Genomic DNA, 24,876 nt, shown 5'->3' on the forward strand with positions numbered 1-24,876 from the left:
ACCCTTCGATGAAATTATGACAATGGCGCGTTAGGTTGGGAGCATTGGATCACCCCCTACCCGGCCTCCTCCAAAATTAGCGAGCCCCACAGTCTGCTATCCAAGGCATCATCTTGTTGGCAGGGTAGCGTTGGCACCGGAATAAATTCGACCCATCATTACTGATAAGGTACGCCCATGACAAATCAAGAAGTTCCCCCAATAGACCAAGGCGCAGCAAGTTCTTTACTGCTTTTTGACCGCTTACTTGCCTGTCGCGAACGCCACGGCATACTCGGCGCGGCGCGAGCTCTCAACGCCACGGAACGGAATCGGCTTGACGAGGCCAGACAGGCCATCCAATGCCTAGGCCTGCCGTCCCATGTTGTGCCCGTCCCGATCGTCGACAAAACCTCGCTTGAGATCCTGCTTGCCAACACACTGAAGAATCCCTTCGGCGCGACACTGGATACCACCAGCTATCTCGACCGCTATGCGTATTACTTCTTCTTCGCGCCCTTGCGGGTGGAAAGTAGCAACTTCAAAGAAGCGCAATTCAATCTGCGCAGCGACTTCGAACACGATTCGGAGACGCAGGAACCGCCATGCTTCTTCGAGCTCTTTCCCAGAACAGAGATTGAGGATGTCGCGAAACTGGAGCAATCGCTGGAGATCGGCATCAACGGACAGATGAAAGTTTCCGCTACCACGCCCGAATTCTTGTACTTGGCCGAGGGCACGAGGATAGCCGGAACGACGGAAACCAGCGCCGCTCTAAAGGCCAAACTCACTCAAGGAGTTACCAAGGTCTGGAAAAATGTCCTAATCCGTACCTCCGTCCCGCCGGATGTCGTCGCCACGTGGAGTTTCCGCAGTCGGGACAGCCTGAGCCAGGACAAACCGGTCATTGCCTTTATACTGCAAATACCAAAGGGCTTGAAGAAAACACGGATTTCCTACGAGATAAAGGTACGGTTCAACTCCCCGCCCTGGGAACGGGTCATCGCCAAGTGGGTCGAGGCCTTGCGGGAACTATGGTCGGATTTGAGCCCGGACGAAAAGAGGGATATCTGCCTACTGGAAAGCTATGTCCGGGATGGCCTGTGGTCGGCCTATTACGAGGAGCAGCCCATGATCAGGGCCTCGGCACTCGGATAGCATAGTTTCCTTCGTCATACTCGGCAAGTGAAAAATCGTTAACATTCATAGGCTTATGACAAGAGCTTGTAAACCCCACTGAAATCAGGTCTACTCTCGTCTTTTGGGCAACCGAAATGAGTGTGACGAAAGGAGCCAGCCTGATGTGCTGCTTGAGGGAAGTAGACGACCCGCGCAAACCGAGCAATGGGACGCTGCATGACTTCGTGGAGATTCTGGTGATTGCCATGGCCGCTGTGCTCTCCGATTGTGACACCGTCGAAGACATCGCCTACTGGGCGTACAAGAAGGAGGATTGGCTGCGGCAGTTCCTGCCGCTCAAGAACGGCGTTCCGTCCGAGAAGACGTTTCTGAGGATCTTCCGGGCGCTGGACCCGAAGCAATTCGAGGTGGCGTTCCGTCGCTGGGTCGCCGAGGTGGTCGGGACCCTCAATGGCGGCATTGCGGTCGATGGCAAGACCGTGCGTGGATCGGGCAGCGGCGGTGAAACGGCCATTCACATGGTCAGTGCCTTCGCTACAGAATTGGGCGTCGTTCTGGGCCAGGAAAAGGTCGCCGCCAAGAGTAATGAGATCACCGCCATCCCGGAACTGCTCCAGGCACTGCATATCAAGGACCTGCTGATCACCATTGACGCCATGGGGTGCCAGAGGAACATCGCCCGTCAGATCACCGACCAGGGCGGTGACTACCTGCTGGCCGTTAAAGGCAATCAACCGGCGCTGCTGGAAGCGATCCAAACTGATTTCCTTGACCAATACCAGTCGGACGCCGTCGACCGCCACCGCCAAGTTCATAAATCCCGTGGTCGGATCGTCGGTCAGATCGCCTCGGTGCTGCCCGCAGAAGGGACCGTTGACCTGGCCGATTGGCCCAAGTGCAAGACGATCGGTCTGGTCGACTCCTTGCGCAAGGTCGGCGATCAAGAGTCGAACTTCGAGCGGCGCTATTACATCAGCTCTCGCGAGTTGACCGCCGAACAACTTGCCGTCGCCGTGCGAAGCCATTGGGCCATCGAGAATCGACTTCACTGGGTCCTCGACGTCAGCTTCGGCGAGGATGCCAGCACCGTACGTAAAGACAACGCCCCACAGAATCTTTCCCTCTTGAAGAAGATCGTGCTCAATCTGATTCGGCTGGATACCACCGAGCAGAAGAAAACCAGCTTGCGCCTGAAGCGCAAGGCAGCCGCCTGGGACGATGACTTCCGGGTGAAGATCATGGGCCTCATCAGACTATGACAGCCGAGTGCCGAGGCCCTGAGCCCATGATCTGGGAGTTCGACCAGCGGGATTTTTCGCATTGATCCGGTCGGTCGAAATAAAAAAATGCGTAAATCGCCATCCACTCTGAATTTAACTCTCGAACTGTATGCCATCGGTGTCGATCTTTATGCCCGAATTTTTCTTCCGGACGAGGATCTGCGGACGAAAATTAGACCCCGTTCACTACTTGAATCCCTCATTCCCTTGCCGGCCATCGCCCCGCTGCTCACGGAGCGCGATGGTTTGAGCAAGGCATTGTGGGGCTTGCTATTCGATGCTGAGCTTCCCGCAAACCATCTAGCGCGCTCCCTTAAAATCGCCTTCGATTTTGCTAATGAGAAGTCCTACGGCTTGCGCATCCGGCTGAGAATCATGCCCACCATCGAACACTTGCAACCCACCTATAGGCAATTATGCGAAATTGGGATTCTTAACATGCCAGCGGAGGTATTGGAGGATATTGAAGAAAACCCGCTGGATTGGCTAATGTACCTTCCTTGGGAACTTGTCCTGAAAGAATCCTACCTCCGGGAAGATTACGTGTTTTCCTTGACTCGCACCTTGCCCCAGTATGATAACGATCATCCGATCAAAGCACGCGACCCCAAGGGGATTCTGGATGTGCTACTGATCGCGGCCAACCCTATCGAGCTTCGGAATACCGGCTCCGACACTTCCTTTGCGATGATCGAAGAGATATTGCAGCAGGCCGGCAACGGCGCCTTTTCTACAGCGCGTCTAGAGCGTGCGAGCCCGGAAACGCTAGCCAAAAAGCTCTGCGAAAAGGAATGGGATATCGTTCATATACTAGCACATGGCACGACCCAAACAGAAGGCGACGCCGGCGGAATGCATGCGGAAGACGACGAAGGCCTGACGATGCGCGTCTATGGGTATCAGTTCCGGGATATCTGGAAGACCAGGAAATCCACTCCGCCCCAGCTCGTCTTCCTGCAAGTCTGCGATTCCGCGGTGGCCTTCGGGAGGCTATACCGCGGTCTGGCACAATCCATTCATGCGGCTGGCGTCCCCTACGTGATAGGGATGCAGACCCCAGTGTCGGAAATATCGGCACGGGCGTTCACGAAAGATTTTTACGAGCAGCTGGTACAATTGGCGGAGGATGAGACGATTGATGTGGCGTTAGCCCACGCGCGGCGGCAGTCGATGTCACAAGAAATTTCAGCGCGTTTTATTGAAAGCCACCTCGCAAATAATCATATTGTAAAGTACTGTCCGGTCGAACCGGGAATCTGTTTCGGTGCAATTCCCGCCTTATATATGCGCGACGAGGCGGATGGGCGGCTGGCAGTGACTTCTCTCCCTCAGGCCATTCGGTGGCCTGACGGAAAGGTCATGTTGTTGATGAGAGTTGGTCGGCTGGATGCGTTTTACATCGACAAATATCCGGTGACGGCAGATCAGTTTGGCAGATTCGACGAGGCTTGGAAAAGCCCGTTCGATTCCTCGGAATGGCGCCAACGGATCGGCGTCATTGACGCTGCCAACAGAACGATTTCGGAAGGGGCCGAGAAAACCTGGTCGATGGCATTGCCAAACTTCCCCGCCACCGGTTTAACCGCAGATCAAGCCAAAAATTATTGTGCCGCTTTGGGTAAACAGCTTCCCACAGAAGAGGAGTGGCGAGCAGCCTATACCGAAACATATCACGGCCTCAATCCCGATCAAAATAGACACAACTGTGCCAAGTACTGGGAGTCTGGAGGCAATCCTCAACCAACTACAGTCATTCAGTTCAAGACCCAGGAAAACGATAACTTCCTTCAAGACTTAGCTGGAAACTGCAGGGAAATCGTGCTTCATGGCGCAAGTCCGCATACTCCTCATATTATTGGGGGCTCATTTAACAACTGGTTTGACCTTAGCACTCGGCTGTACTCTTCGAGGCGAGTGGACCTCGGTTTTCGATGCGTGGTCGCCTCGAAAATCTACCGCAGTTACCTCAACGTCGAGGATGCGGCGAAACGCCCGCGCGCATGCGGGGCAGAAGCGGACGATTTATCTCTTTCCTAGGTAAGCGCTGATCACCCAAGTTCGACAGTTAAACGCGCAAGTGACTTATCGTTATGAACTGGAGTTCAAGAACGTGTGCTACAACAGAGAAAGTTGCTGCGGCTGAGCGGGTTTTTTTCGGATTCAGGGCGGCAAATACGCGGTTGTGTGTTTCAGACAGACGGGAGATACCGTGGATGGCTTTTGCCGGGTTTAGGTCGTTTCGTGTGGAACGGGCAAGAATGGGGCGAAGGGCGAGGCGGGCAAATGAGTGAGCTTTCCAGCGATGAGGTAGGCCATGGCGATGAAGTTTTCGACGCGGCGATAGCCGCGTGCCCTTGCGCGCGCCTCCTGGAGCGCTCGATTCATCGCTTCGACACGGCCATTGTGTTTGCCGGGGTGAAAACCGTTGAGGACGCCAGGAAGATGCTTGGTGATCGTCCTGCCGAGGCGCTTGAAAGGTTCGAGTCGGCAGCGGCTGGCCCAGCTGAGCCAGCGCTTGAGCAGGGGTTCGGCCTCGTCAGGTGTCGTGGCGGTGGCGTAGATGGAGCGCAGCGCCTGCTTGATCCGCCAGGCCCGTGCGGTCTTGAGGTTCGAGCGCTGCAACCAGTGCATGGTGTCGGTTTGCTTGACGGTCCAGTCGGCGGGTTTCTTGTGCAGGCCCCAGCGGGTGCCTTTGAGTTCGGGCGCGCTCTTGACCTCGGCGCGTCGCACCTCGTCCAGCGCCGTGCTGCTCAGAGCGACCACGTGGAAGCGGTCGAAACAGACCTCGGCTGCGGGAAAATGCTCGGCGGCGCCGGCCTGGAACGAGCCGCTCATGTCCATGCTGACATGGGTGATCGCGGTGGGCTGGCCACCATGCTCGGTAAGGTCGCTGGCGAACTTCCCGAGCGTGGCCTTGTCCCGGCCCGGTGTGGCAAACAGCAGACGCTGTGCGTCGAGGTCATAAAAAACAGAGATATACGTCTGGCCGCGTTTACTGGCGGTCTCATCGACGCCGATCGCGCGAACCCTGGCATGACTTTCCTGGGCGCGCGCCCGGCCCACATGATGATTGATCACGCGCCACAGTCTGCGACTGCGCACGCGCAGCAGTCGGCCAGCTGCCAAGACCGACATGGTCGGCGCCAGCATCAACGTCAAGGCCTCGAACAGCAGCGTGAAGCGGCTCCCTTCACGCGCCCAGGGCACAGGAATCTGCGTGACCTTGCCGCAACCGGCACAGGCCACTCGCGGCACCTCGGCATGCAGGTGGGCTTCGTACTGAAAGAAATCCATATGGCGCCAGGAACGCGCCAAACGGTCATGCAGCGGCTGCGCCGCCGCACCGCAAGCCGGGCAAACATGAATGGCTGCGCCAAATCGGACCTGGAAATCGATCCGTCCGGACTCTGGCTTGAAGATGACTTCAGCTACCTGCCAAGGAGCAACGAGACCCAGAGCTTGGGTAAACAGCGTTTCAATCATGAGGAACCGGTCGCGAGAGGAAAGGCCGCCATTGTCCTCCATGCCGAGGGCGGCAGACTGCCTTCCTCGGCCCGGAGCAAGCGTAAGCGAGCGGGCAGCGATGTAAAGGGTTCGGCTGCGCCCGGACTGCGTCCGCCCTTGACATCACCGCTCCCTCAAAACGCGAAACCCATCGCCGGTTCCACACGAAACGACATAGAGCCCTTTTGCCGGCGGGTTGATGCGGATTTGATGGTGCTGCAGACGCTGCAAGTGGTCCAGGGCCCGCTCCGGCGACAGATCGCTGTCGGCGTGCGTTGAGCCGTTGGCGCATCACGCGGTAGAGGATCAGCGCGAGGAAGCAAAGGGAGGCGTGCGCCTTGGTGTGTTCAGGCAAGCGGTGAAACAGCGGACCGATCTCGATCTCGGACGTCAGCACCCGGAAGCCTCGTTCGATATCGGCCAGCGACTTGTACCGATCGACGATGCCCTGCGACGACAGACACCAAGAACTTCGCTGCCTTGGGGTTGTTCGTGCCGAAAACTTATGATTGACCTGTCGCCGCTCGATAGCGATACTCCGCGCAAGCGGTTGGTATACTTATCCTTGGCAAAACGAAAGGAACGATATGAAAACAAGAAGCTTCCTCATGGCGGCGCTGGTGAGCGCGCTGGCGCTGAGCAGCGTGCAGGCCCAACAAATCACCGGCACGCCAGGTTCGCCCAGCGCCACGCAAGTCATCAACGGAAACCAACTGCCGCCTCCGCCGTTGAAGTTCGGCGGCGTCATCAAGGAAACCGCCCCGGATTCCAAACCGTATTGGCCGCCCCGGGTAGTGCCACCGAAAGGCGCACCCAACGTGCTGCTAATCATGACCGATGACCAGGGCTATGGCGTTTCAGGCACCTTCGGTGGCGTCGTCCCGACACCGGCCATGGATCGTATCGCGAAGGCCGGCTTGCGCTACACGCAGTTCCACTCTACCGCGCTGTGCTCGCCGACGCGGGCGGCGCTGATCACCGGTCGTAACCATCACTCGGTCGGCTTCGGCGTGATCGGTGAAATGTCTACCGGCTTTCCGGGCTACGATTCCGTCATCACTCCCGACAAGGCAACCATCGGCACCATCTTGCGCGACAACGGCTACGCCACCTCGTGGTTTGGAAAGAACCACAACACGCCCACCTATCAGTACAGCGTGGCCGGCCCTTACGACCAGTGGCCGTCCGGGATGGGCTTTGAATATTTCTACGGCTTCATGGGCGGCGAAACTGACCAGTGGACGCCCTATCTTTTCCGCGATCACACGCAGATCTTTCCGTTCGTCGGCAAGAAAGATTACAACCTCATCACCGACATGGCGGACGAGGCCATCAAGTACATGGGCGACCTGAACGCGGCCGCACCCGAGAAGCCGTTCTTTGTCTACTACGTGCCCGGCGGTACGCACTCGCCGCATCAGCCCAAACTGGAGTGGCGCGAGAAGTTCAAGGGTAAGTTCGACCAAGGCTGGGAGAAAACGCGTGAGCAAATCATCGCCAACCAGAAACGGCTCGGCATCATTCCGGCGAACACCCAACTCACCCCGTGGCCGGATGGCCAGGCCGAGTACGCCGGCGCGAAGCTGCCGAAATGGGACTCGCTAACCGAAATCCAGAAGAAACTGTATGCCCGCGAAGCGGAGAACTTCGCCGGCTACGTCGCCTATACGGATCATGAGATCGGCCGTGTCATTCAAGCCGTCGAGGACATGGGCAAACTGGATAACACGATCATCATCTACATCAGCGGCGATAACGGCACCAGCGCTGAAGGCACTTTAGAGGGCACCTTCAACCAGATGACCGCCTATAACGGCATTCTGACTCTCCCCGAGGCCGAGCAGCTATTGCATTATGAGGACTGGGGTCAGGCTAAGACTTACCCGCACATGGCGGTGGGCTGGACCTGGGCATTCGATACGCCATTCAAGTGGACCAAGCAGATTGCATCGCATTTCGGCGGCACCCGGCAGGGCATGGTCATCTCGTGGCCCGGCCACATCAAGGACGTGGGCGGCATCCGCACGCAGTTCCATCACATCATTGATATCGTGCCGACAATCCTGGAAGTCACCGGCGTGAAGGCCCCCGAGGAAGTCAACGGCATCAAACAAAAGCCCATCGAAGGTGTGAGCATGGCTTACACGTTTGATGCGGCAAACGCCAGGGTCCCGTCGAAACGCGACACGCAGTACTTCGAAATGTTCGGCAACCGCGGCATCTATCACGACGGATGGTATGCCTGCACTACGCCACCCGAGCCGGTCTGGCTCCTCGGCGGCAAGCCACTGCCGCCCATCAGCGACTACAAGTGGGAACTCTACAACATCGCGGATGACTACTCGCAGAACAACGATCTCGCGGCCAAAGAGCCGGCCAAGCTCAAGGAGATGCAGGCCCTGTTCCTGACTGAGGCGAAGAAATACCAGGTGCTGCCTTTGGACAACTCGATTCTGCCGCGTCTCCTGACGCCGCGACCGAGCGCCACCGCGGGCCAGACCGTGTTCACCTACACCGGTGAGAGGGCCGGCATTCCCGTCGGAAACGCGCCCAACATCCTGAACAAGGACTACACCATCACTGCCGAGATCACCGTCCCTGAAGGCGGCGCAGAAGGCATGATCGTGACGCTGGGCGGCCGCTTCGGCGGCTACGGCCTCTTCCTGCAAAAGGGCAGGCCGGTCTTCGTATACAACCTTCTTGATCTCGAACGATTCCGCTGGGAAGGCGGCGTCGGCGCGATCGTTGACCAGGACTTGTTTGGCAAAGCGCTCAAGCCCGGCAAGCACACGATCGTTTTCGACTTCAAGTATGACGGCCCCGGTCCCGCCAAGGGCGGCACCGGCGTATTGTCGGTGGACGGCAAGGAACTGGATCGCAAGACGATCAAGCACACGATTCCGATCCTCATGTCCATCGACGAGACCTTGGACGTCGGCCTGGATACGCGATCGGGAGTAGACGACAGCTACGAGTTGCCCTTCAAGTTCACCGGCACGATTGACAAGCTGACCTTCAAGCTCGGCCCATCGCAGATGACGGCGGAGGCGCAGAAGGCGGCGGCCGAAGCGCTCAAGAAAGCCATGGATTAACCCTTCGACTGGAAAACACGCGGGCCGTCTCCCACGAGGCGGCCCGAGACTTCATCTGCGAACCGGATCCAATATTTGCCACGACCGCTCTACCCCACGTGACTGACCGTCGACGCCGAAACCCACAGGCAACAACGCCTTCGCATAGATGGCCTTGAAAGGTGCTGCCACCGCCGCCAAGCTGCTCGATCAGCGTTTGGCCTTCAACTTGTACTCTTCGTACTGATCCGGGTCTTCGAGCAAGGTATCGACGATCAAAGATGCGGCCATCCGTATTTCCTCCCGTCTGTATGGTTTCGCCTGCCTTCCGTGGCGCAACATCGACAGCTCATCGTATCACCCAGGGGCGAAACTACGAGGCGCAGCAGTGGTCCGCGGTCCGCGCGTTCAACGCGCTTCGAGATTCAGGATGCGAGCGCGTGGCGATCACCCGTGCCCTGCCCGCCCTTCGTGCCGACGAGGCGAGAGTGGTCGTCGACAAGCGCATCGCGACGCGCCAGCGCGGTGCAGAAAATTCCGTTTCCCGGCCTGCGATGCACCTCGTCGTGGCGCACCTGACTGCACTGCGATCCTCCCAGAAAATTTTGCCCATAAAAGCAGTTACCTGGGAATCGCGAGCAACGCTGCAAGGCAAGCACGATTTTTGCTCCGGGTAAGACATCCGCTTTCCGGGAATCACCCTGATGAACAATGTTTTCCGCCTCGAACCGCCGTCGACCATTGACCCACTGCCGCCCGAGGGAAGGCGAAGAGTCTTCGACGATGAAGAGCGTGTGCTCTACGATGGTTACTGGATCAAGACCTACCCGGTACCGGCCGATTCACTGCAGGGAAAGAAGTCGCTGATCGAAGCGCTGGCCCGGCGCCTGTTCAACCACACCGAGCATGGGCTCAACATTCCCGGCTGCCGCCTCGGCGAAACGCGGCAGAGTTTCGTCGCGGAATCCGACCCGGGGCGGCGGCGGGTCAAGGCCGGGATGCTCGCCGGCGCCCTCTTCAATCGCGCGACCGACATTTTCCGACGGCTGGTCGAGTTGCAGGCCGATGGCGTCGAGGTCGGCAGTGACAATGCCCTGATGCGCGAATGCGGCCAATGCCTGCTCGAAGCCATGCAGCTCGGCCGCTTCGTTCTCCACCGCAGCGGCGAGGAAGGAATCGACGAGTTGTGGGGCGAACCTTTCCGGGCTTTTTCGATTCCCGTCGAAGATTTCTATGAAAGCCGCTACGTCAAGATCGGCCAGAGCATGCGCGACATCGACCGGATCGCGGATGCGATGGTCAGCGCCTTCTGCCGCATTCCGACCTTTGAGGCCGTCGAGGCACCGATTCGAGATTTCGCCGAAGCGGCCAGGATAAAGACCGAAACACTGCGCACCGACCCGGGGATCTTCGACGTCTGGGCACACCTGGTCACCGCCGGCGAACGACTGGCCAGCTTCACGCCGCAAGCGGCGGGAGAAGCGAGCGAAAAGCGAAGCGGCAGCGCGCTGCACAGCGTTTCCGATGGCTTGCAGCTGCTGCGGAACGGCCGCGACCTCGTCTTCTATATCGCGCGCGCATGTACGCCAATGCCGAAAAGCACGAGCGAATACATCGAGCGTTGCGCGGCCTACCTGAGCAGCGGCCGAGCGCCCTTCGTGCCGGCGCCGCTGCCCGCATGAGCGACGCTCCGATGATGGTCTTGGGTTTTCGCGTCGCTGACGATCACAGGCTCGATCACGTCGTGCCGACGGTGGCGCTTTCACGGCTTGGCGCATGCACGACGCTCACGGAACGACGCTTTTCGCACACGCGAGCACGCGACTCGCCCCTCACAGCCCGAGGAAATTCCGCATCAGCTTGAGCATGCCGGCCTTCGGCGGCGACGCTGCGCGATCAGCGTGAGCGTCAAGGAACTGGTTGTGGAATTCGTCCATCTGCGCTTCACGGCGGGCGAGAATTTCGGCAATCGCTTCGGCGATGGCTGGTCTTGAGCGGATAACATCTTCCAGTGTCGTCTGGTCAAGCCGGTAACAAACGACATCGGTCTTGGCGGTGACGGTGGCGCGTCGTGCCTCGCCGGTCAGCACGCCTTTCTCGCCAAAGGTGCCGCCGGCCTGAATGGTCCGGAAGAGCTGCCGTGGGTGACCGGGAAAATCCATCCACACTTCCGCTTCGCCGACGGTGAGCAGATAGAGCCACTGCGGCGCGTCGCCCTGTTGGAAGATGACGTCATCGCGAGCAAACGGCGCATAGGCCAGCCGCTCGCTGATCGTCCGCAGTTCGTCGTCCTGCAACCCGGCAAACAGCTCGACTTTGCGCAGGTCAGCGATCCGGCGTTCGATTTCACGGCGGTGCACCGATTCGCGATACCTGTCGTTCTCCTTGGTGACGTGCAGCGCCTGTTCCGGGACCGCCAAACGCATCCCGGCGCGCTGCAGAGCAGCAAAGATATGCACGCGAACGACCGAGTCGGTGGGATCGTCCGGCTGTGGATCGAGCATCCAGTAGCGCAGCGCGTAGCGCCCGTAGCCAGCGCCGAACTCCATCAGCACGCAGCTCGCGGGCGGCTCGCGGGCGATATTCGGAATCTCGGCACCATTGATCGCTTTCTCGACTTTCTGGATGACAGCGGCCGGCGGCGACTCGTAGGTCACGTTGAACCACACCCAGCGCCGCCATGGCCAGCTCGGGACGTCGGCGCGGCCGAACAGCGTGAACCGCCCGCGCATCAGCTGGCTGTTGGGAACGACGACCACGTCGCCATTGCGCGTCCTGATCGTCGTCTGTCGCCAGCGCGTCTGCAGCACGCGGCCACTGATGTCGTCGAGTTTGATCCAGTCGCCGGCACGAAGCGAGTTGTCGAGCTGCAGAGCGACGCCGGAAAGCAGGTTGCCGAGGGTATCCTGCATCGAGAAGGCCAGTACCGCCGTGAGCACCGCCGAAGTGGTCAGCAAGCTCGACGGATCGAGCCCGACGATATGCAGCCGTGCCAGCAGGAAGGCCACGTAGACGGCCAGCACCGTGATGTCTTCGGCGATGCGCACGACGACGATGCCCACTTTCGGCAGGATGACGCGAAAGATGAACAAGGCGGCAAGGCGAAGCATCGCCATGCCCGAACCGATGACGAAAACCTCGTGCACCATCACCGCCGCGCGCGAATAGTCGAGCGCCTGCAGCCATGCGCCGAAAGCCTGCCCCGCCACGCAGACGACAAACAGTGCCACGGTGTTGGCAATGCGCCGACGTTCCTTGGGCAGAAGACGCAAGCAAAGCAGCGCCAGAATGAGCACCGCGGCAATGATGTATTTTGTTTCGGGTAGCCAGAAATGCGTGAGCATCTTGCTCATGATACGTTCCATCGCTTCGCCCTCGTCGAGTCAGCCGCCGCGCCAGGCGCGGATCGGAGAACGGAAGCCCGGCGGGCGCACGCGGCGCGAATCCCTGCTGCCGCTTCAGCTCCCGCAGCCGGCGCAAACCGGGCCCCTACCGGGCACCACCGGGAGCAGACAGGCGGACTACGCAAGTGGATCGGTGTCACCGCGACTGACGACGCTGTTCAGACCAGCCCGTCAAACAGCTGCACCTGGACCAGATCACCGACGGCGACCTGACCGCGATCGTGTTCGAGGACGATGAAGCAGTTGGCTTCCGACATCGAGCGCAGGACGCCGGAGCCTTGCGCGCCTGCCGGGCGAACAGAGGAGTGCCCATCCACCTGGCTGACGATGCCGCGCTGGAACTCGGTACGGCCGGGGGCTTTTTTCATCGCCACGCTGCTCACCGCCGGCAGCAGCGGCACGCCGGGAGCCGGGTCGGCACCCATCAGAAGGTACAGCGCGTCACGGACGAACTGGTAGAAAGCGGCCATCACCGCGACCGGATTGCCCGGCAGACCGAATAGCCAGGCGGCACGCTCGCCACCGCCGATGCGGCCGAAGGCCATCGGCCGCCCGGGCTTCATGGCGATCTTCCAGAACAGCACCTCGCCGAGCTGGGCCATCAGCGGCTTGACGAAATCGGCCTCGCCGACCGAGACGCCGCCACTGGTGATCACCACGTCAGCCGCGGCAGTGGCGTCGCGGAACGCCGCCTCGAGGCTTGCCGGATCGTCGCGGACGACGCCGAGGTCGAGCACCTCACAGCCGAGGCGCGTGAGCATGCCGAAAATTGTGTAGCGGTTGCTGTCATAGACTTCACCGTCGGCAAGCGACGTACCGATCGAGCACAGTTCGTCGCCGGTCGAGAAGAAGGCCACGCGCAGACGGCGGTAGACGCTGACCTCTGCACAGCCGAGCGAAGCCATCAGCCCGAGTTCTGCCGGGCGAACCAGCCGCCCGGCGGCGAGCGCCGGCCTGCCGGAAGCCAGGTCCTCGCCAGCCAGACGGATATTTTGGCCCGCACGCTGGCCGGCCGGGATGACGAGATGATCGCCGTCGACCCGGACCACCTCCTGGATCACGACCGTATCGGTCCCCGCCGGCGGCAGCGCGCCGGTCATGATGCGCACGCACTCGCCGGCGCCCACGGAACCGGCAAAGACCTTCCCCGCCAGCGCCGTACCGATCACGCGCAGCCTCGTCGCGTCACCGCTCGCCAGGTCGGCATGGCGCAGCGCGTAACCGTCCATCGCCGAATTGTCGTGCGCCGGGACATTGAATGGCGCGATGACGTCACTCGCCAGCACGCGACCCAGGGCGCTGCGCAGCGCCAGACGCTCGTGCGTACCGACAGGGGTGAGCTGGCTGCGAATGAAGCTTCGCGCCTGCTCGACCGACAGCGCGTCGGGGTCGTAATCGCTCAGGCAGCTGAAACGGGCAGTGAGACTCATGGCGACTCGCCTCGAAGGTGGGTGGGGGTGACTGGGGATGCTTGTGCTGGGCGACGCCCGCGCCGAACGGGCCAGCGCGCGCGGCGAGCCGCGTTCAGCCGCCGGTCATGGACATGAAGCGCACCACCTGCGGGGCGTCCATCTGATTGCTGAAGTCGTGGCCTTTGGCCTTGATGCCCATGCTGTGGACGATCGCCGCGCGCAGCGGGCGGTCATCGGTCGGATGCGCGCGCAGCAGGGGCAGCAATTGACTGGCGTCGTTGTTGCCCAGGCAGGGGTAGAGTTCGCCGCGCGCGGTGATGCGCACGCGGTTGCAGCTGTCGCAGAAGTTGTGACTGTGCGGCGAGATGAAACCGACCCGCGTCGCGGCCCCCGGAATCCGCCAGTAGCGCGCCGGCCCGCCGGAGCTCTCGGTGGACGGTACGAGCACGAAGTGTTCAGCCAGTCGGGCCATCGCTTCCTCGCTGCTGATGTAGGTCGACTGGCGGCCATGGCCGATTTCGCCGAGCGGCATTTCCTCGATGAAGGAAATATCGATTCCGCGCTCGACGGCGAACCCGACCATCGCCGGAAACTCGTCGTCGTTGCTGCCGCGCATCATGACCGTGTTCAGCTTGAGGCGCTGGAAACCGGCAGCCTGCGCCGCATCGAGACCGCGTAGCACCTTGGCCAGGTCGCCGACGCGGGTGATTGCTCTGAAGCGGTCGGCACGCAGAGTGTCGAGACTGATGTTGATGCGTGCGAGGCCGGCAGCCCGCAAGGCCGGTGCGAAGCGATCGAGCTGCGAGCCGTTGGTGGTGATCACCAGCTCCTTCAATCCCGGCAGCACGGCGAGCCGTTCGAGCAGCCAGATCACGTTCCGGCGAACCAGCGGCTCACCGCCGGTGACGCGCAGCTTGGTCACCCCGAGATCGACGAAGGTACTGGCCAGGCGCAGGCATTCCTCGAGCGTCAGCACCTGCGCCCGTGGCAGGAACGTCATCTCCTCGGCCATGCAGTAGCTGCAACGAAAGTCGCAACGGTCGGTAATCGACAGGCGAACGTAGGTCACGTGGCGCCCGTACTTGTCTACCAGCGTCCCGTCGGCATGCGGCGAGCTCGCCGGCGACGTCGGCGGGGTGAAGCCGACCAGCGAATCCGGAACGGCCTCCGGGGTCAGCGATTCGTTGCGCATGGGAGAGGCTCCCTGGGGCCTGCCTGTGGCGGCGAGAAGAGGTGAAGATGAGAACGGTTCGCGGCCGATTATAGCGAACTTTGCCCCACCCCGACGCGCCACGCACAGCGCAACTGGCCACCCAAGGTGACCAGCAGGAAGGCGGCAGGGACTTGCGGCAGCCCTGCCGAACAACGATGGCCGCGAGGGCAGCGATCAGGAAGCGCGCTGCCCAGACCGCCTGGCTCAGTCAGTGCAGATGGACCGCCGGCCTACCCACGCCCGGGCTCAATCGTCACCGTTCATGAATCCCAGCAGGTGCAGGAGGCTGGTGAAGAGATTGAAGATGGCGACGAAGAGGGTCACCGTGGCCATCACGTAGTTGGTTTCACCGCCGTGGATGATGTTCGAGGTTTCGTAGAGGATCAGCCCCGACATCAACAGCACGAAGGCCGCCGAGACGGTCAGCGACAGCGCCGGGATTTCGAAGAAGATCGCCCCCAGACCGGCCAGGAAAGCAAGCAGGACGCCGACCATCAGGAAACCGCCCATGAAGCTGAAGTCCTTGCGCGTGGTCAGCGCGTAGCCCGACAGACCGACGAAGATCGTCGCTGTTCCGGCCATCGCCATCATCACCGTCTGGCCACCATTGGGCAGGCCAAGGTAGTGACCGACGATCGGCCCCAGGGTGTAGCCCATGAAACCGGTCAGGGCGAACACCGAAGCCACGCCCCAGCCACTGTTGCGGAGCCGGTTGGTGAGGAAAAGCAGACCGAAATAGCCGAGCAGGGTGACGATCAGCCCGGGATGCGGCAGCCTCAAGGCCACAGCGACGCCCGCGGTAAGGGCCGCGAAAAGTAGGGTCATCGACAGCAGCAGATAGGTGTTGCGGATCACCGTATTGGTGGTCCGGATCGACTCGCTGCTGCTCTGCGCAACGCCGGTCGCCGTTTGTATTTTGAAGGTACTCATTCTGAACTCCTGTAGGAAAGGGATTTCAAGCCGCGGCTGTCATGTCGCACGCGGCTCAAGCCGTCGTTGCAGCGACGTCTGACTGGGCGCCGGCAAGCAGCACTGCACGGGCTTCGCTGCTACGGCCAGGCTGACGCTGGCGCTGCCGCGCGACGTGGCGGGCCAGAGTCCGCCCGGCGCGATCGACAGCCCGGTCGATGGCTACGTAGAGGTCGGCCTGGGTGTCGTCGATGAGCACGTCGGCCGCTCCGGTGACGGCGACCTGAATGCGGCAGCGCTTGTCCTTGCCACCACGCGGCCCGTTGACATCGGAAAGAACGACCAGGACACTGCTGACGCGGTCGTACGCCCAGTCGATCGAAAAGCCGAGGCGCCGCCGGACGTGCTCACGGACCTCCTCGCTGAGATCAAAGCCCCTGGCTCGGGTAACGATGTGCATGAAAGCGCTCCTCGCGTGCATTGATCGGAAAGGTCAGTCTAGGATATAACGAGACATCCGACTAATCGAATATACTGTCTCGACAGATCGATTTTTGTTGCCACTTCCCTCTAATCGCCGTGGCCTCGCTCAACTACAAGCACCTGCGTTACTTCTGGATGGTCGCCAAGTGCGGCGCCATCGCTCGCGCCTGCGAACAGCTGCACCTGACGCCGCAGGCGGTCAGTGGCCAGTTGCGTGAGCTGGAAGATTCACTCGGCGTCGAGCTGTTTCGCCGCGCCGGCCGCGGCCTGGAACTCACCGACGCGGGGCGGCGCATCCTCAGCTACGCCGAGGAAATCTTTGCCATCGGTGACGAGCTGCTCGAGGTCGCTCGCGACCAGACGATGACCCAGAGCCTGCCTTTCGCCGTGGGAATTGCCGATTCGGTGCCCAAGTCGGTTGCCCTGCGGCTCGTCGAACCGGTCCTGCATCTGCCCGAAGCGGTGCGCCTGATCTGCCGTGAAGGGCGCCTGACCGGCCTGCTCGCCGACCTCGCCGTGCATCGTCTGGACATGGTCATCGCCGACCGACCGATGCCGGCAAATCTCAATGTCCGTGGTTACAGCCACCCGCTGGGCGAAAGCGACCTCACCGTCTTCGCCGCGCCGGCTCTGCTCGCCAAACTCGACGGCAGCTTCCCGGAGATGCTTAACGGCGCCCCCTTTCTGATGCCCGGCGACGACGTGGCGATCCGCTTGCGACTAGAGCAGTGGTTCGAAGCCTCCCGCCTGCATCCGCGCATCGTCGGCGAATTCGACGACAGCGCGCTGCTCAAGTCTTTCGGGCAGGCCGGAGCCGGCCTTTTCGTCGCCCCGACAGCAATCGCTGCCTTCGTCAGCGATCAGTATCGCGTGCGCGCCATCGGGCGCATCGATTCGATCGCCGAACAGCTTTTCGCGATCACCACCGAGCGTCGCTTGAGCCACCCGGCCATCGTTGCCATCATTCAGGTGGCACGCGATCAGGTTTTCGGCGCCACGACGCGCGCGCCACGACGCTCCAGAAAAGCCCCTCAGGAGCAGGCAGAGACATCGCTTCAGCCGGCGGGCTCCCGCGCCCGCTCGCGGTCGCCGGGCAAGGACTCCTGAGCCGCTCTGCGGAAGCCCGCGCACACTTCATTATTTTCGAAGTGTCAGTGTAAATAATTCTGCTTTTATGTCGCCCTCCCTCGGTCTATGGTGGCTCTCTCTTCCATCCGGATTCAAGGAACGACCATGAAAACCTTCTCTTTGCTGGCCGCCGTGCTGGCTCTCGGCCTGACACTGACCGTCGGCGATGCCGATGCCGCTGGCAAGCGCCTCGGCGCCGGCAAATCATCGGGTATGCAGCGCGATTCGATCAGCGCCGACAAGTCCGCCGCCGGGGCACCCGGTGCCGCCAAGGCGCCGGCAGCAGCCGCTGCGTCGCAAGCGCAGCCCAAGCGCTCGTGGATGGGGCCGCTTGCCGGTCTCGCAGCCGGTCTCGGACTGGCCGCGCTGGCTTCGCACCTCGGCTTCGGTGAGGAACTTGCCTCGATGCTGATGATCGGCCTGCTGGTGATGGCCGCGGTGCTGGTCGTCGGCTTCATCATGCGCCGCCGTGCCGCCGCCCGACAGGCCGGAGTCGGTGGGCCGGGAGGACTGCAATACGCGGCGGCCGGCAGCGGCAACGCGCCCAGCAATCGGGGCCTCGATGAATCGCCGATGCTGCCCTCCTCGGCGACCGCTACCTCCTTTGCCGGCAGCTCGACCGCCGCGGTCCCCGGCGCAGCGCCGCTCGCCAGCAGCGCCAACATCCCGCTCGATTTCGACGCCGCCGGCTTCGTGCGCAACGCCAAGGTCAGCTTCATTCGACTGCAGGCCGCGAACGACGCCGGCAACCTCGACGACATTCGCGAGTTCACCACTCCCGAGATGTTTGCCGAGATCAGCATGGCCATCGCCGAGCGCGGCGACGCGGTACAGGAGACCGACGTCGTGACCATCGAAGCCGAAGTCCTCGACGTCGCCGAAGAGGCCAGCCGCTACGTGGTCAGCGTCCGCTTCTCCGGTTTGATTCGGGAAGACAAGGACGCCGCCGCCGAAGCCATCGACGAGGTCTGGCACCTGGTCAAGCCGCGCCACGGCAAGGGCGGCTGGACACTGGCCGGCATTCAGCAGATGCAGTAAGTGATCTGCAGGCCGACCGCCGGCAGCAGGGCTGCTGGCGCCGGCCGACTATGGCAATGTGCGGCGAACACGGCTTCAAACCCGCTCGCGGGTCGCTCCCCTGTCGCCCGTGAAGCCGCGTAGCGTCGCCAGCCGCGGCAGATCGGCCGGCCGATCGACGTCCCAGAGAGGCGGCAGCTCGCGCCAACGCAGGCCCAGCGCCAACAGCCGCTGCCGCGTCTGGAGCATTACCCGTTCGCTACCCCAATCGACGCCTGTGAAAAGGCCCGGCTGCGGGCAACGCAGACCGACCAGTACGTAGCCGCCGTCTTCGGCCGGAATGAAGACCGCATCGTTGCCCTCCTCCGGCGACTCTTCGCCCAGCGCCCTGGCCGCCGCCGCGAGATGCTCCGCTTGCAGCGCCGGGCAATCGGTCCCGATCAACAGCAGGGAACCGGCCTGGGCGGCGAAGGCCGCTGCCATGCGCGCACCAAGGTCCGCGCCAACCTGCTCGCGAAGCTCGACCCGGCAGCAATCACGCAGCGCCCGAAAGAAGCGGTGCCGGCCGTCCGGCGCAACCCAAAGGGTGACGCTGCCCAGCGCCGCCCGCCTCGCCACCGCCAGCGCGTGCAGAGTCAGCCGACGATGCAGGCGCGCCGCTCCGGCGGCGCCGAGGGCAGGAATCAGCCGGGTCTTGGCGGCCCCCACCTGCGGCGCACGGGCAAAAACGGCCAGTGCAGGCAGCACAGTCGATCGTGGCTCAGGGCTGGCGTGGCGAATAGCCATAACGAAGCGCCAGCTGCACCGGGTCGGCACCCAGAAAATAGCTCGCCCGCAAACGCCACATCAGCACGATGGTGCGCAGCACGCCATGCTTCTCCCAGCGCCGCCCGGACGTGCTCACCCGGGCGCGCAGACACGCCGGCGAAGCGATAGCCTTGAGCCGCTTGCAGAGCGCGATGTCCTCCATCAGCGCCAATTCGGGAAAAGCTCCGACCGCCAGGAAGGCCTCGCGGCGAACGAAGATCGCCTGATCGCCGGTGGCGATCCCGGTCAGCCGGGAGCGCCAGTTCATCATCGCTGCGACGACACGCAGCAAGCGATGGCGGCTAGCGATGGTCACGTCGAAGCGTCCCCACGTCGCACCGCCGACGATCGCCGCACGAATCAGCGCGTCGGCATCGCGCGGCAGGGTCGTATCGGCATGCACGAAGAGCAGCACCTCCCCGCGACTGGCACGCGCACCGGCGTTCATCTGCAGCGCCCTCCCGCGCGGCGAGTCGAGCAGCCGGTCAGCGACGTCCGCGACCAGCGCCGGCGTGCCATCGCTGCTGCCACCATCGACGACCAGCAGCTCGGCGCCGCGCGCGCGCAGGCACTGCAGCTGCGCCAGTTGCGTGGCGAGCGTCGTCGCCTCGTTGAGTACCGGCAGAATCAAGGACAGGAAGGGGCGTTCGTCGTCCGGTGTCGTCATCGGTCATCGGTCATCGCTTGATCAGCGAACGGCGCCATCAGCTGATTACCGGCAGGAACCGCAGCAAGGGCAGCGACGTCGGCAACTAATCGCCACCACGCTCCTTGCCGGCCGGCTCGCCGACAAACTGGCGGCACGCCTCATGCAGGAAGTTCATCTGCTTCTTGAAGTTCGCACAACCCTGGCACATCGCCAGATGCACGCGCAGACGCAGGCGTTCGGCGAGGGTCAATGGGCGATCCTGCGCCTCGGAAAGTAATTGGGTGACCTCCCGGCAAGTCAACATGCGTGTTCTCCGAAGCGTCGTGAATCGTCAGGCGCCGCGCGATCGCACGCGGTGCAGCGGGAAAGCAGTAAGTTGGCGATGACCGCGGGCCGCACGGCGAAACGGCGGCAAGCGTCGCTGGGAAAGCTCAAGATTATCCTTCATTTCACAATGCTCTGGCACGCTCAAGCGCTGATCGCCAACGCCCGCTCGACCCCGAAAACGGTCAGCGATCGGTTCCTAAACACTTCCCCCGCCAATGCACGGCCGGGATACTTCTAACAGTCGCGTGAGATTTTCAATTCTTACAACTCAATGCAGCCGCGACGTCGCGCTGGCCAGCCGCGCGTCCCGATCACTCACCACACCTGTACGCAGCGCCCACGGGCGCCGGCAGTCATTGCCCTGCCGCGGCTTCAAGCGCCAAGATCAGCGCCTGGACGTCGATCGGCAGATAGCCGGTGATCTCCAGGTTGCGGTCCTCGAAGACGTCCGCGCCCGGCGCACTCGCCTGCCACTCGGCGACCACCGCGTCGCGCTGCCGGATCAGCGCCTCGACCTGTGGGCGGAAGAGCTGCAGCATCGCGGTCAGCCAGCGATTGACCGCCCAATTGGGGAAGGCATGGTCGATGGCGAAGCGGTCGAGCATGGCGATCGTCTGCTCGGCGGGGTACCACGCTTCCGCAGTCACCCAGCGGTTGGTGCAGAAGAGACCGATCGGATAGCCCCAGGCGTCCATGGAAATCGCCACCAGGTGAGCAAGCGCGTCGTCGCCCGCTGGCCAGGTATCGGTGGCCTGCGGGTAGTCGAGCGGACGGCAGGCCGGCGGCAGGCCGCCAGCGCGCAGAAAGAGATGGAAATGGCCGTGTTCGAGTTCGCCGTCGCGATGCGTATGGTAGTAGTACTGCGCCTGCGTTTCGCGGTCGAAAACGTCGTCGCGCGGATAGTGTTCGAGTTCGACAAACTCACCCTGCCCGCGCAGTACCTCGCCGACGAGATTGATGCCGGCCTTTTCGAGAACACGGTAACACTCGCGAATCTCGCCGGCAGCGGCGAGCATCGAAGCACGGCGTTCAGGACTCAGGCCGTCCAGGTTGGGCGAAGGATTCATTTGGGCTCGCTGGAGGAAAAAACAAGTGCTCGAGGACGTTTGCCGTCGTTGCTGACGGCGCGATGCTGCCGGTGCAGGCGAGCGGCGGCAAAGCAGCCTGCTCCCGCCTCGGCTACCGGTGCAGGCGCATGAGTGTGCTCTTGCCGAACAGGCTCTCGACCAGGTCCACCGCCAGTTCTGCGGTCATGTTGCGCAGATCGAGAGCCGGGTTGAGTTCGACGATGTCGAGCGAGCGCAGTCGCCCGGTATCGGCGATCATTTCCATGCACAGTTGCGCCTCACGATAGGTCGGCCCCCCGCGTACCGTGGTCCCCACCCCCGGCGCGATTTCAGGGTCGAGGAAATCGACGTCGAGGCTGACGTGCAGGTGGGTATCCGAAGCCACGCCGGCCAGCGCCTGCTCCATCGTTTCCCGCATGCCGACCTCGTCAACGTAGCGCATGTCGAAGACTTCGATGCCGATCTCGGCCAGGAAGCGCTTTTCACCGTCGTCGACGCTGCGGATGCCGATCTGGCGAATGTCCTGCGGCAGGATGGCCGGTACATGGCCGCCGATTTCGGTCAGCAGCGATGGTCCATAACCGCACAGGAAAGCGCCTGGCATCCCGTGGATGTTGCCACTGGGGGTCACGCTCGCGGTGTTGAAATCGGCGTGCGCGTCGAACCACAGCACGCGCAGCCTTTTCCCCGTCTCGCGACAGTGGCGTGCGACGGCGCTGATCGAACCGATGGCCAGGCAGTGGTCACCGCCGAGCATGATCGGCAGGCGCCCATCGTGCAGTTCGGCATGCACCGCGTCATGCACGCTGCGGTTCCACGCCGCGACTTCGCGCATGTGCCGAAAACCGTTGACCGCCGGCAGGTCCGGATTGCCGGGGCCGCTCAGATTACCGCAGTCCCTGACCTCGACGCCAAAGTGAGCGATCGCCTGAACGATGCCCGCGACGCGCAGCGCATCCGGCCCCATGCGCGCCCCGGGTGTTCCGGCGCCGACGTCGGTGGGAACGCCTATGAGGCTTACGGGAATTATGGTCATCGCAGTCTTGAGTCGGGTCATCCATGAAATCGGCGGCCACCGACGACGCGAATCGCGCGCGAGCCTGGTCTGCCGCCAGCGTCGCCTGGGAAGCCGAAGCGCTTCTGCGCCCTGGCCGGCGCCGAACCGAGGGAGACAGTTTCCGCCATTTTTCGTTCGACCGCCACGGCACGCAGTCACTACACGAAAGCAGCCATTGCCCGCCGCCATGGAACAGTAGTACGCTCGCCGCTTCCCAACGCAAGAACTCGATACGCAATGTTCGGACGATCCAAACCCATTGTCTTCGATCGCTATGAATCGCGCCGCTCGCGCCGGATGATTCCGAACTGGCTGTGGCTGCTGCTCTTCGGTGCGGCCATTGGCGCAGGGGCGTTTTTCTACGTGCAGCAGGAACTCATGCCACCGCGGCTGTCGGCCGACGAGTCAATTCGCCTGCGCGCTGCCCTGGATGACGCAGATCAGGAGCGTTCGCGTCTCGCCGCTGAACTGGACCAGGCCACGCACGTGCTCGAAGACGCGCTTGCCAAACACGACCGCCTGTCCGACGAACTGGCGGCCAGCCAGCGCCATCTCGGCCAGCAGCGCGACGATATCGAGGCCTTGCTCGCCACGCTGTCGCCCGACCCGCGCGGCGGGGCGATCGAGATTCGCGCAGCGCGCTTCTCGCTCGACGGCGACAACCTCGGCTACGACATCGTGTTCACGCGTCCGCAGGCGCAAGGCGCCCCGCTTGCCGGCGTGCTGCAGTTGCTCGTCGCCGGCAAGACTGCCGGCGGCACCGAAACGACCGTGACGCTCGGGCCGGTCGGTGTCAAGGTCGGCGAATACGCCATCGCCCACGGCAGCCTGCCGATGCCTGCCGGCTTCGTCCCGCGCCAGGCCAGCCTGCGCGTACTCGATCGCCTCGGCGGCAAGCAGCTCGGCATGCGCGTGATCAACGTGCAGTAGGAGCTGAAAGGCAGCTCTCCGGTGACGCGCTTGCACGTTGCACTGCCGAAATGCAGTGGTCGGGGCAAGAGGTGCGCTGCTCGTCAGCACTCGACCGCCAGCGCATCGCACAGGAACCTGAGAAACGGTGTGGCGGCGGCAAAGCGAGCGCCGGCCATGCTCGCGAAGTCCTTGCCGGTGGCGTGGCGGAACTGGATTCCGATGTTGGTCTTGTGCGGCGTCTTGTCCCGAGAGAAGCGCGTATCCCGAAACACGCGCATCAGCGAACCGCCACTCTTGCGCGGATCGGCGCGAAAGTGCGGCGCAACGGTCTCGAGCAGCGGCGCCATCTCAGCGATGAACTGCCGTGCCGGCTCACGTACGAGGGCCTCGTATTGCGATCTGTTCTCCTCGAACTAGGTCCGGTTACTATTCGCGGCGAGATCGTCGAGGAAGTCGATGCTGTCTTTTCTGAACATGAGGGCGACTCAACAGGTGGTCAATGCACGGAGCGGTTTTCCGGGCAGGATGGTAACGTGTCCGCGAAACGACGTGGGGCCGCCGCTGCGAGTCATTGCAAGGCCTCGAATTGACATGGGTTGTGACCCGCCAATGCCCGATTTACGACGCGCCGCCGTCTTCCTTCTGCTGCTCATCCAGTGCGTGGCGTTCGCCGCCGAGCCGGAGATTCGGGTCGCCATCGACAAGGTCGACGAGGCCTTCCTGGTTGACGCGACGCTTGCCATTCCGGTGCCCTTGACTACCGCATGGGCGGTGCTCACCGACTTCGACAACATGGTCGGCATTCTGAGTAACCTGACCCTGAGCAAGATCGTCCGTCGCGATGGCAACTTGGTGATTGTCATGCAGAAAGGTACGGCAAGGTACGGTATCTTTTCCTACCCCTTCGCTTCCGTGCGAGAGGTACAGCTCGAGCCGATGAAGCGGGTTGTCGCCATCCAAGTCTCGGGAAATGCCAAGCGCTTTCAAAGCGAGATGAGACTGTCGGAAACCGGAAGCGCCACCGAGGTTCGCTACCACGCCGAGATCGTTCCGGCGTCGGGCATCGCGCGGACCTTCGGCGGCCCCTTCGTGCAGCACGAAGTCGAAGAGCAGTTAGCCTTGCTGGCGGCGGAAATGATCCGGCGCAAGGCGGCCCAATGAGGGTTTCGCGCAGTCATGGCGTCCAGCGTTGCGCACGGTCGCGCCGCCACCGAACCGATCAGGCAGGAGGAAACCCGTGGCTCGTTCGCAGCCCTGCGTGCCTTTTCTTTCCTGTAGCGCTCAAGCAGCAACCGGTGAGCCGTTGGCGGTGGAACAAAAGCATTGGTTGCGGTACTGCGGACGGGGCCGGAACGGCTGACGACAGGCCTTGCACTGCCGGTACGCCAGGAGGGTTTCTCCCCACACGACGTCGTCCGGGAAGATTGGGGCTACGCAGGGATTCCTGTCGCGCTACGGGAGATCTTGCGAGGGCTGACCGCAACCTCTTGGGTGGGTAAACTGGGCGAACACGGTGA

The 24,876-nt window shown here is 62.4% G+C and carries 21 protein-coding genes and 2 pseudogenes; 10 read left to right on the top strand and 13 right to left on the bottom strand.

Annotated elements, in window-relative coordinates; genetic code table 11:
• The first annotated feature begins 177 nt into the window (after window positions 1–177).
• From QZ634_RS05790 to QZ634_RS05800, 3 genes are all read left to right on the top strand, one after another.
• Entirely contained in the window at window positions 178–1,137 is a 960-nt protein-coding gene (locus QZ634_RS05790) for a hypothetical protein (protein WP_291986330.1), read from the top strand.
• A 143-nt stretch (window positions 1,138–1,280) separates the two neighbouring features.
• Entirely contained in the window at window positions 1,281–2,378 is a 1,098-nt protein-coding gene (locus QZ634_RS05795) for an ISAs1 family transposase (protein ID WP_291988032.1), read from the top strand.
• A gap of 87 nt (window positions 2,379–2,465) precedes the next feature.
• The gene (locus tag QZ634_RS05800) at window positions 2,466–4,436 is read left to right on the top strand and encodes a CHAT domain-containing protein (RefSeq protein ID WP_291986331.1); all 1,971 of its coding nucleotides are present in this window, start codon (window positions 2,466–2,468) and stop codon (window positions 4,434–4,436) included.
• Between the two features lie 192 nt (window positions 4,437–4,628).
• On the opposite strand, the gene QZ634_RS05805 is transcribed toward QZ634_RS05800, so the two are convergent.
• Both QZ634_RS05805 and QZ634_RS05810 read right to left on the bottom strand, forming a co-directional pair.
• Window positions 4,629–5,882, bottom strand: coding sequence for an ISL3 family transposase (locus tag QZ634_RS05805; protein WP_291988034.1), 1,254 nt, complete (start codon window positions 5,880–5,882; stop codon window positions 4,629–4,631).
• A 216-nt stretch (window positions 5,883–6,098) separates the two neighbouring features.
• Window positions 6,099–6,348: pseudogene (locus QZ634_RS05810) on the bottom strand (IS1634 family transposase); the annotation flags it as partial.
• A 163-nt stretch (window positions 6,349–6,511) separates the two neighbouring features.
• Here QZ634_RS05810 and QZ634_RS05815 point away from each other — a divergent pair.
• The 3 genes from QZ634_RS05815 (at window position 6,512) to QZ634_RS05825 (ending at window position 10,656) form a co-directional block, all read left to right on the top strand.
• The gene (locus QZ634_RS05815) at window positions 6,512–8,995 is read left to right on the top strand and encodes an arylsulfatase (protein ID WP_291988036.1); all 2,484 of its coding nucleotides are present in this window, start codon (window positions 6,512–6,514) and stop codon (window positions 8,993–8,995) included.
• A 419-nt stretch (window positions 8,996–9,414) separates the two neighbouring features.
• Entirely contained in the window at window positions 9,415–9,651 is a 237-nt protein-coding gene (locus tag QZ634_RS05820; RefSeq protein ID WP_291986333.1) for a hypothetical protein, read from the top strand.
• 27 nt (window positions 9,652–9,678) lie between these two features.
• The gene (locus tag QZ634_RS05825; RefSeq protein ID WP_291986335.1) at window positions 9,679–10,656 is read left to right on the top strand and encodes a hypothetical protein; all 978 of its coding nucleotides are present in this window, start codon (window positions 9,679–9,681) and stop codon (window positions 10,654–10,656) included.
• A gap of 150 nt (window positions 10,657–10,806) precedes the next feature.
• On the opposite strand, the gene QZ634_RS05830 is transcribed toward QZ634_RS05825, so the two are convergent.
• From QZ634_RS05830 to QZ634_RS05850, 5 genes are all read right to left on the bottom strand, one after another.
• Window positions 10,807–12,327 (bottom strand): mechanosensitive ion channel family protein, encoded by a 1,521-nt coding sequence (locus tag QZ634_RS05830; RefSeq protein WP_291986337.1) that lies wholly within the window; start codon window positions 12,325–12,327, stop codon window positions 10,807–10,809.
• A 209-nt stretch (window positions 12,328–12,536) separates the two neighbouring features.
• The gene (gene glp / locus QZ634_RS05835) at window positions 12,537–13,808 is read right to left on the bottom strand and encodes a gephyrin-like molybdotransferase Glp (RefSeq protein ID WP_291986339.1); all 1,272 of its coding nucleotides are present in this window, start codon (window positions 13,806–13,808) and stop codon (window positions 12,537–12,539) included.
• Between the two features lie 94 nt (window positions 13,809–13,902).
• Entirely contained in the window at window positions 13,903–14,982 is a 1,080-nt protein-coding gene (moaA, locus tag QZ634_RS05840) for a GTP 3',8-cyclase MoaA (protein ID WP_291986340.1), read from the bottom strand.
• 267 nt (window positions 14,983–15,249) lie between these two features.
• On the bottom strand, window positions 15,250–15,933 hold the full coding sequence (locus tag QZ634_RS05845; RefSeq protein WP_291986342.1) for a Bax inhibitor-1/YccA family protein: 684 nt from the start codon (window positions 15,931–15,933) through the stop codon (window positions 15,250–15,252).
• A gap of 55 nt (window positions 15,934–15,988) precedes the next feature.
• Window positions 15,989–16,372, bottom strand: a complete 384-nt coding sequence (locus QZ634_RS05850; protein WP_291986344.1) for an HPF/RaiA family ribosome-associated protein — start codon at window positions 16,370–16,372, stop codon at window positions 15,989–15,991.
• A gap of 119 nt (window positions 16,373–16,491) precedes the next feature.
• Here QZ634_RS05850 and nhaR point away from each other — a divergent pair, with 119 nt between their 5' ends.
• Window positions 16,492–17,502, top strand: a complete 1,011-nt coding sequence (nhaR, locus tag QZ634_RS05855; RefSeq protein ID WP_291986346.1) for a transcriptional activator NhaR — start codon at window positions 16,492–16,494, stop codon at window positions 17,500–17,502.
• A gap of 126 nt (window positions 17,503–17,628) precedes the next feature.
• Entirely contained in the window at window positions 17,629–18,561 is a 933-nt protein-coding gene (locus tag QZ634_RS05860) for a Tim44-like domain-containing protein (RefSeq protein ID WP_291986348.1), read from the top strand.
• Between the two features lie 75 nt (window positions 18,562–18,636).
• On the opposite strand, the gene QZ634_RS05865 is transcribed toward QZ634_RS05860, so the two are convergent.
• From QZ634_RS05865 to rocF, 5 genes are all read right to left on the bottom strand, one after another.
• The gene (locus QZ634_RS05865) at window positions 18,637–19,287 is read right to left on the bottom strand and encodes a TIGR04282 family arsenosugar biosynthesis glycosyltransferase (RefSeq protein ID WP_366145360.1); all 651 of its coding nucleotides are present in this window, start codon (window positions 19,285–19,287) and stop codon (window positions 18,637–18,639) included.
• Between the two features lie 13 nt (window positions 19,288–19,300).
• Window positions 19,301–20,014, bottom strand: a complete 714-nt coding sequence (locus QZ634_RS05870; protein WP_291986352.1) for a TIGR04283 family arsenosugar biosynthesis glycosyltransferase — start codon at window positions 20,012–20,014, stop codon at window positions 19,301–19,303.
• Window positions 20,015–20,099: 85 nt separating this feature from the next.
• Window positions 20,100–20,300, bottom strand: a complete 201-nt coding sequence (locus QZ634_RS05875; RefSeq protein WP_291986354.1) for a zf-HC2 domain-containing protein — start codon at window positions 20,298–20,300, stop codon at window positions 20,100–20,102.
• A 376-nt stretch (window positions 20,301–20,676) separates the two neighbouring features.
• Window positions 20,677–21,390, bottom strand: a complete 714-nt coding sequence (locus tag QZ634_RS05880) for a hypothetical protein (protein ID WP_291986356.1) — start codon at window positions 21,388–21,390, stop codon at window positions 20,677–20,679.
• A gap of 112 nt (window positions 21,391–21,502) precedes the next feature.
• Window positions 21,503–22,426 carry an arginase gene (gene rocF, locus QZ634_RS05885; RefSeq protein ID WP_291986358.1) on the bottom strand — a complete coding sequence of 308 codons (924 nt, stop codon included), beginning with the start codon at window positions 22,424–22,426 and terminating at the stop codon, window positions 21,503–21,505.
• A gap of 258 nt (window positions 22,427–22,684) precedes the next feature.
• On the opposite strand from rocF, the gene QZ634_RS05890 reads away from it, so the two are divergent.
• A complete protein-coding gene (locus tag QZ634_RS05890; protein WP_291986360.1) occupies window positions 22,685–23,377 on the top strand; it encodes a hypothetical protein in 693 nt (230 codons plus the stop codon).
• A gap of 83 nt (window positions 23,378–23,460) precedes the next feature.
• Here the strand turns inward: QZ634_RS05890 and QZ634_RS05895 are convergent.
• Window positions 23,461–23,760: pseudogene (locus QZ634_RS05895) on the bottom strand (DUF2461 family protein); the annotation flags it as partial.
• A 148-nt stretch (window positions 23,761–23,908) separates the two neighbouring features.
• On the opposite strand from QZ634_RS05895, the gene QZ634_RS05900 reads away from it, so the two are divergent.
• Window positions 23,909–24,520 (top strand): SRPBCC family protein, encoded by a 612-nt coding sequence (locus QZ634_RS05900; protein WP_291986362.1) that lies wholly within the window; start codon window positions 23,909–23,911, stop codon window positions 24,518–24,520.
• Window positions 24,521–24,876: the final 356 nt, after the last annotated feature.

Source organism: Candidatus Accumulibacter sp. ACC007, from assembly GCF_907163205.1.
GTDB lineage: Bacteria > Pseudomonadota > Gammaproteobacteria > Burkholderiales > Rhodocyclaceae > Accumulibacter > Accumulibacter regalis.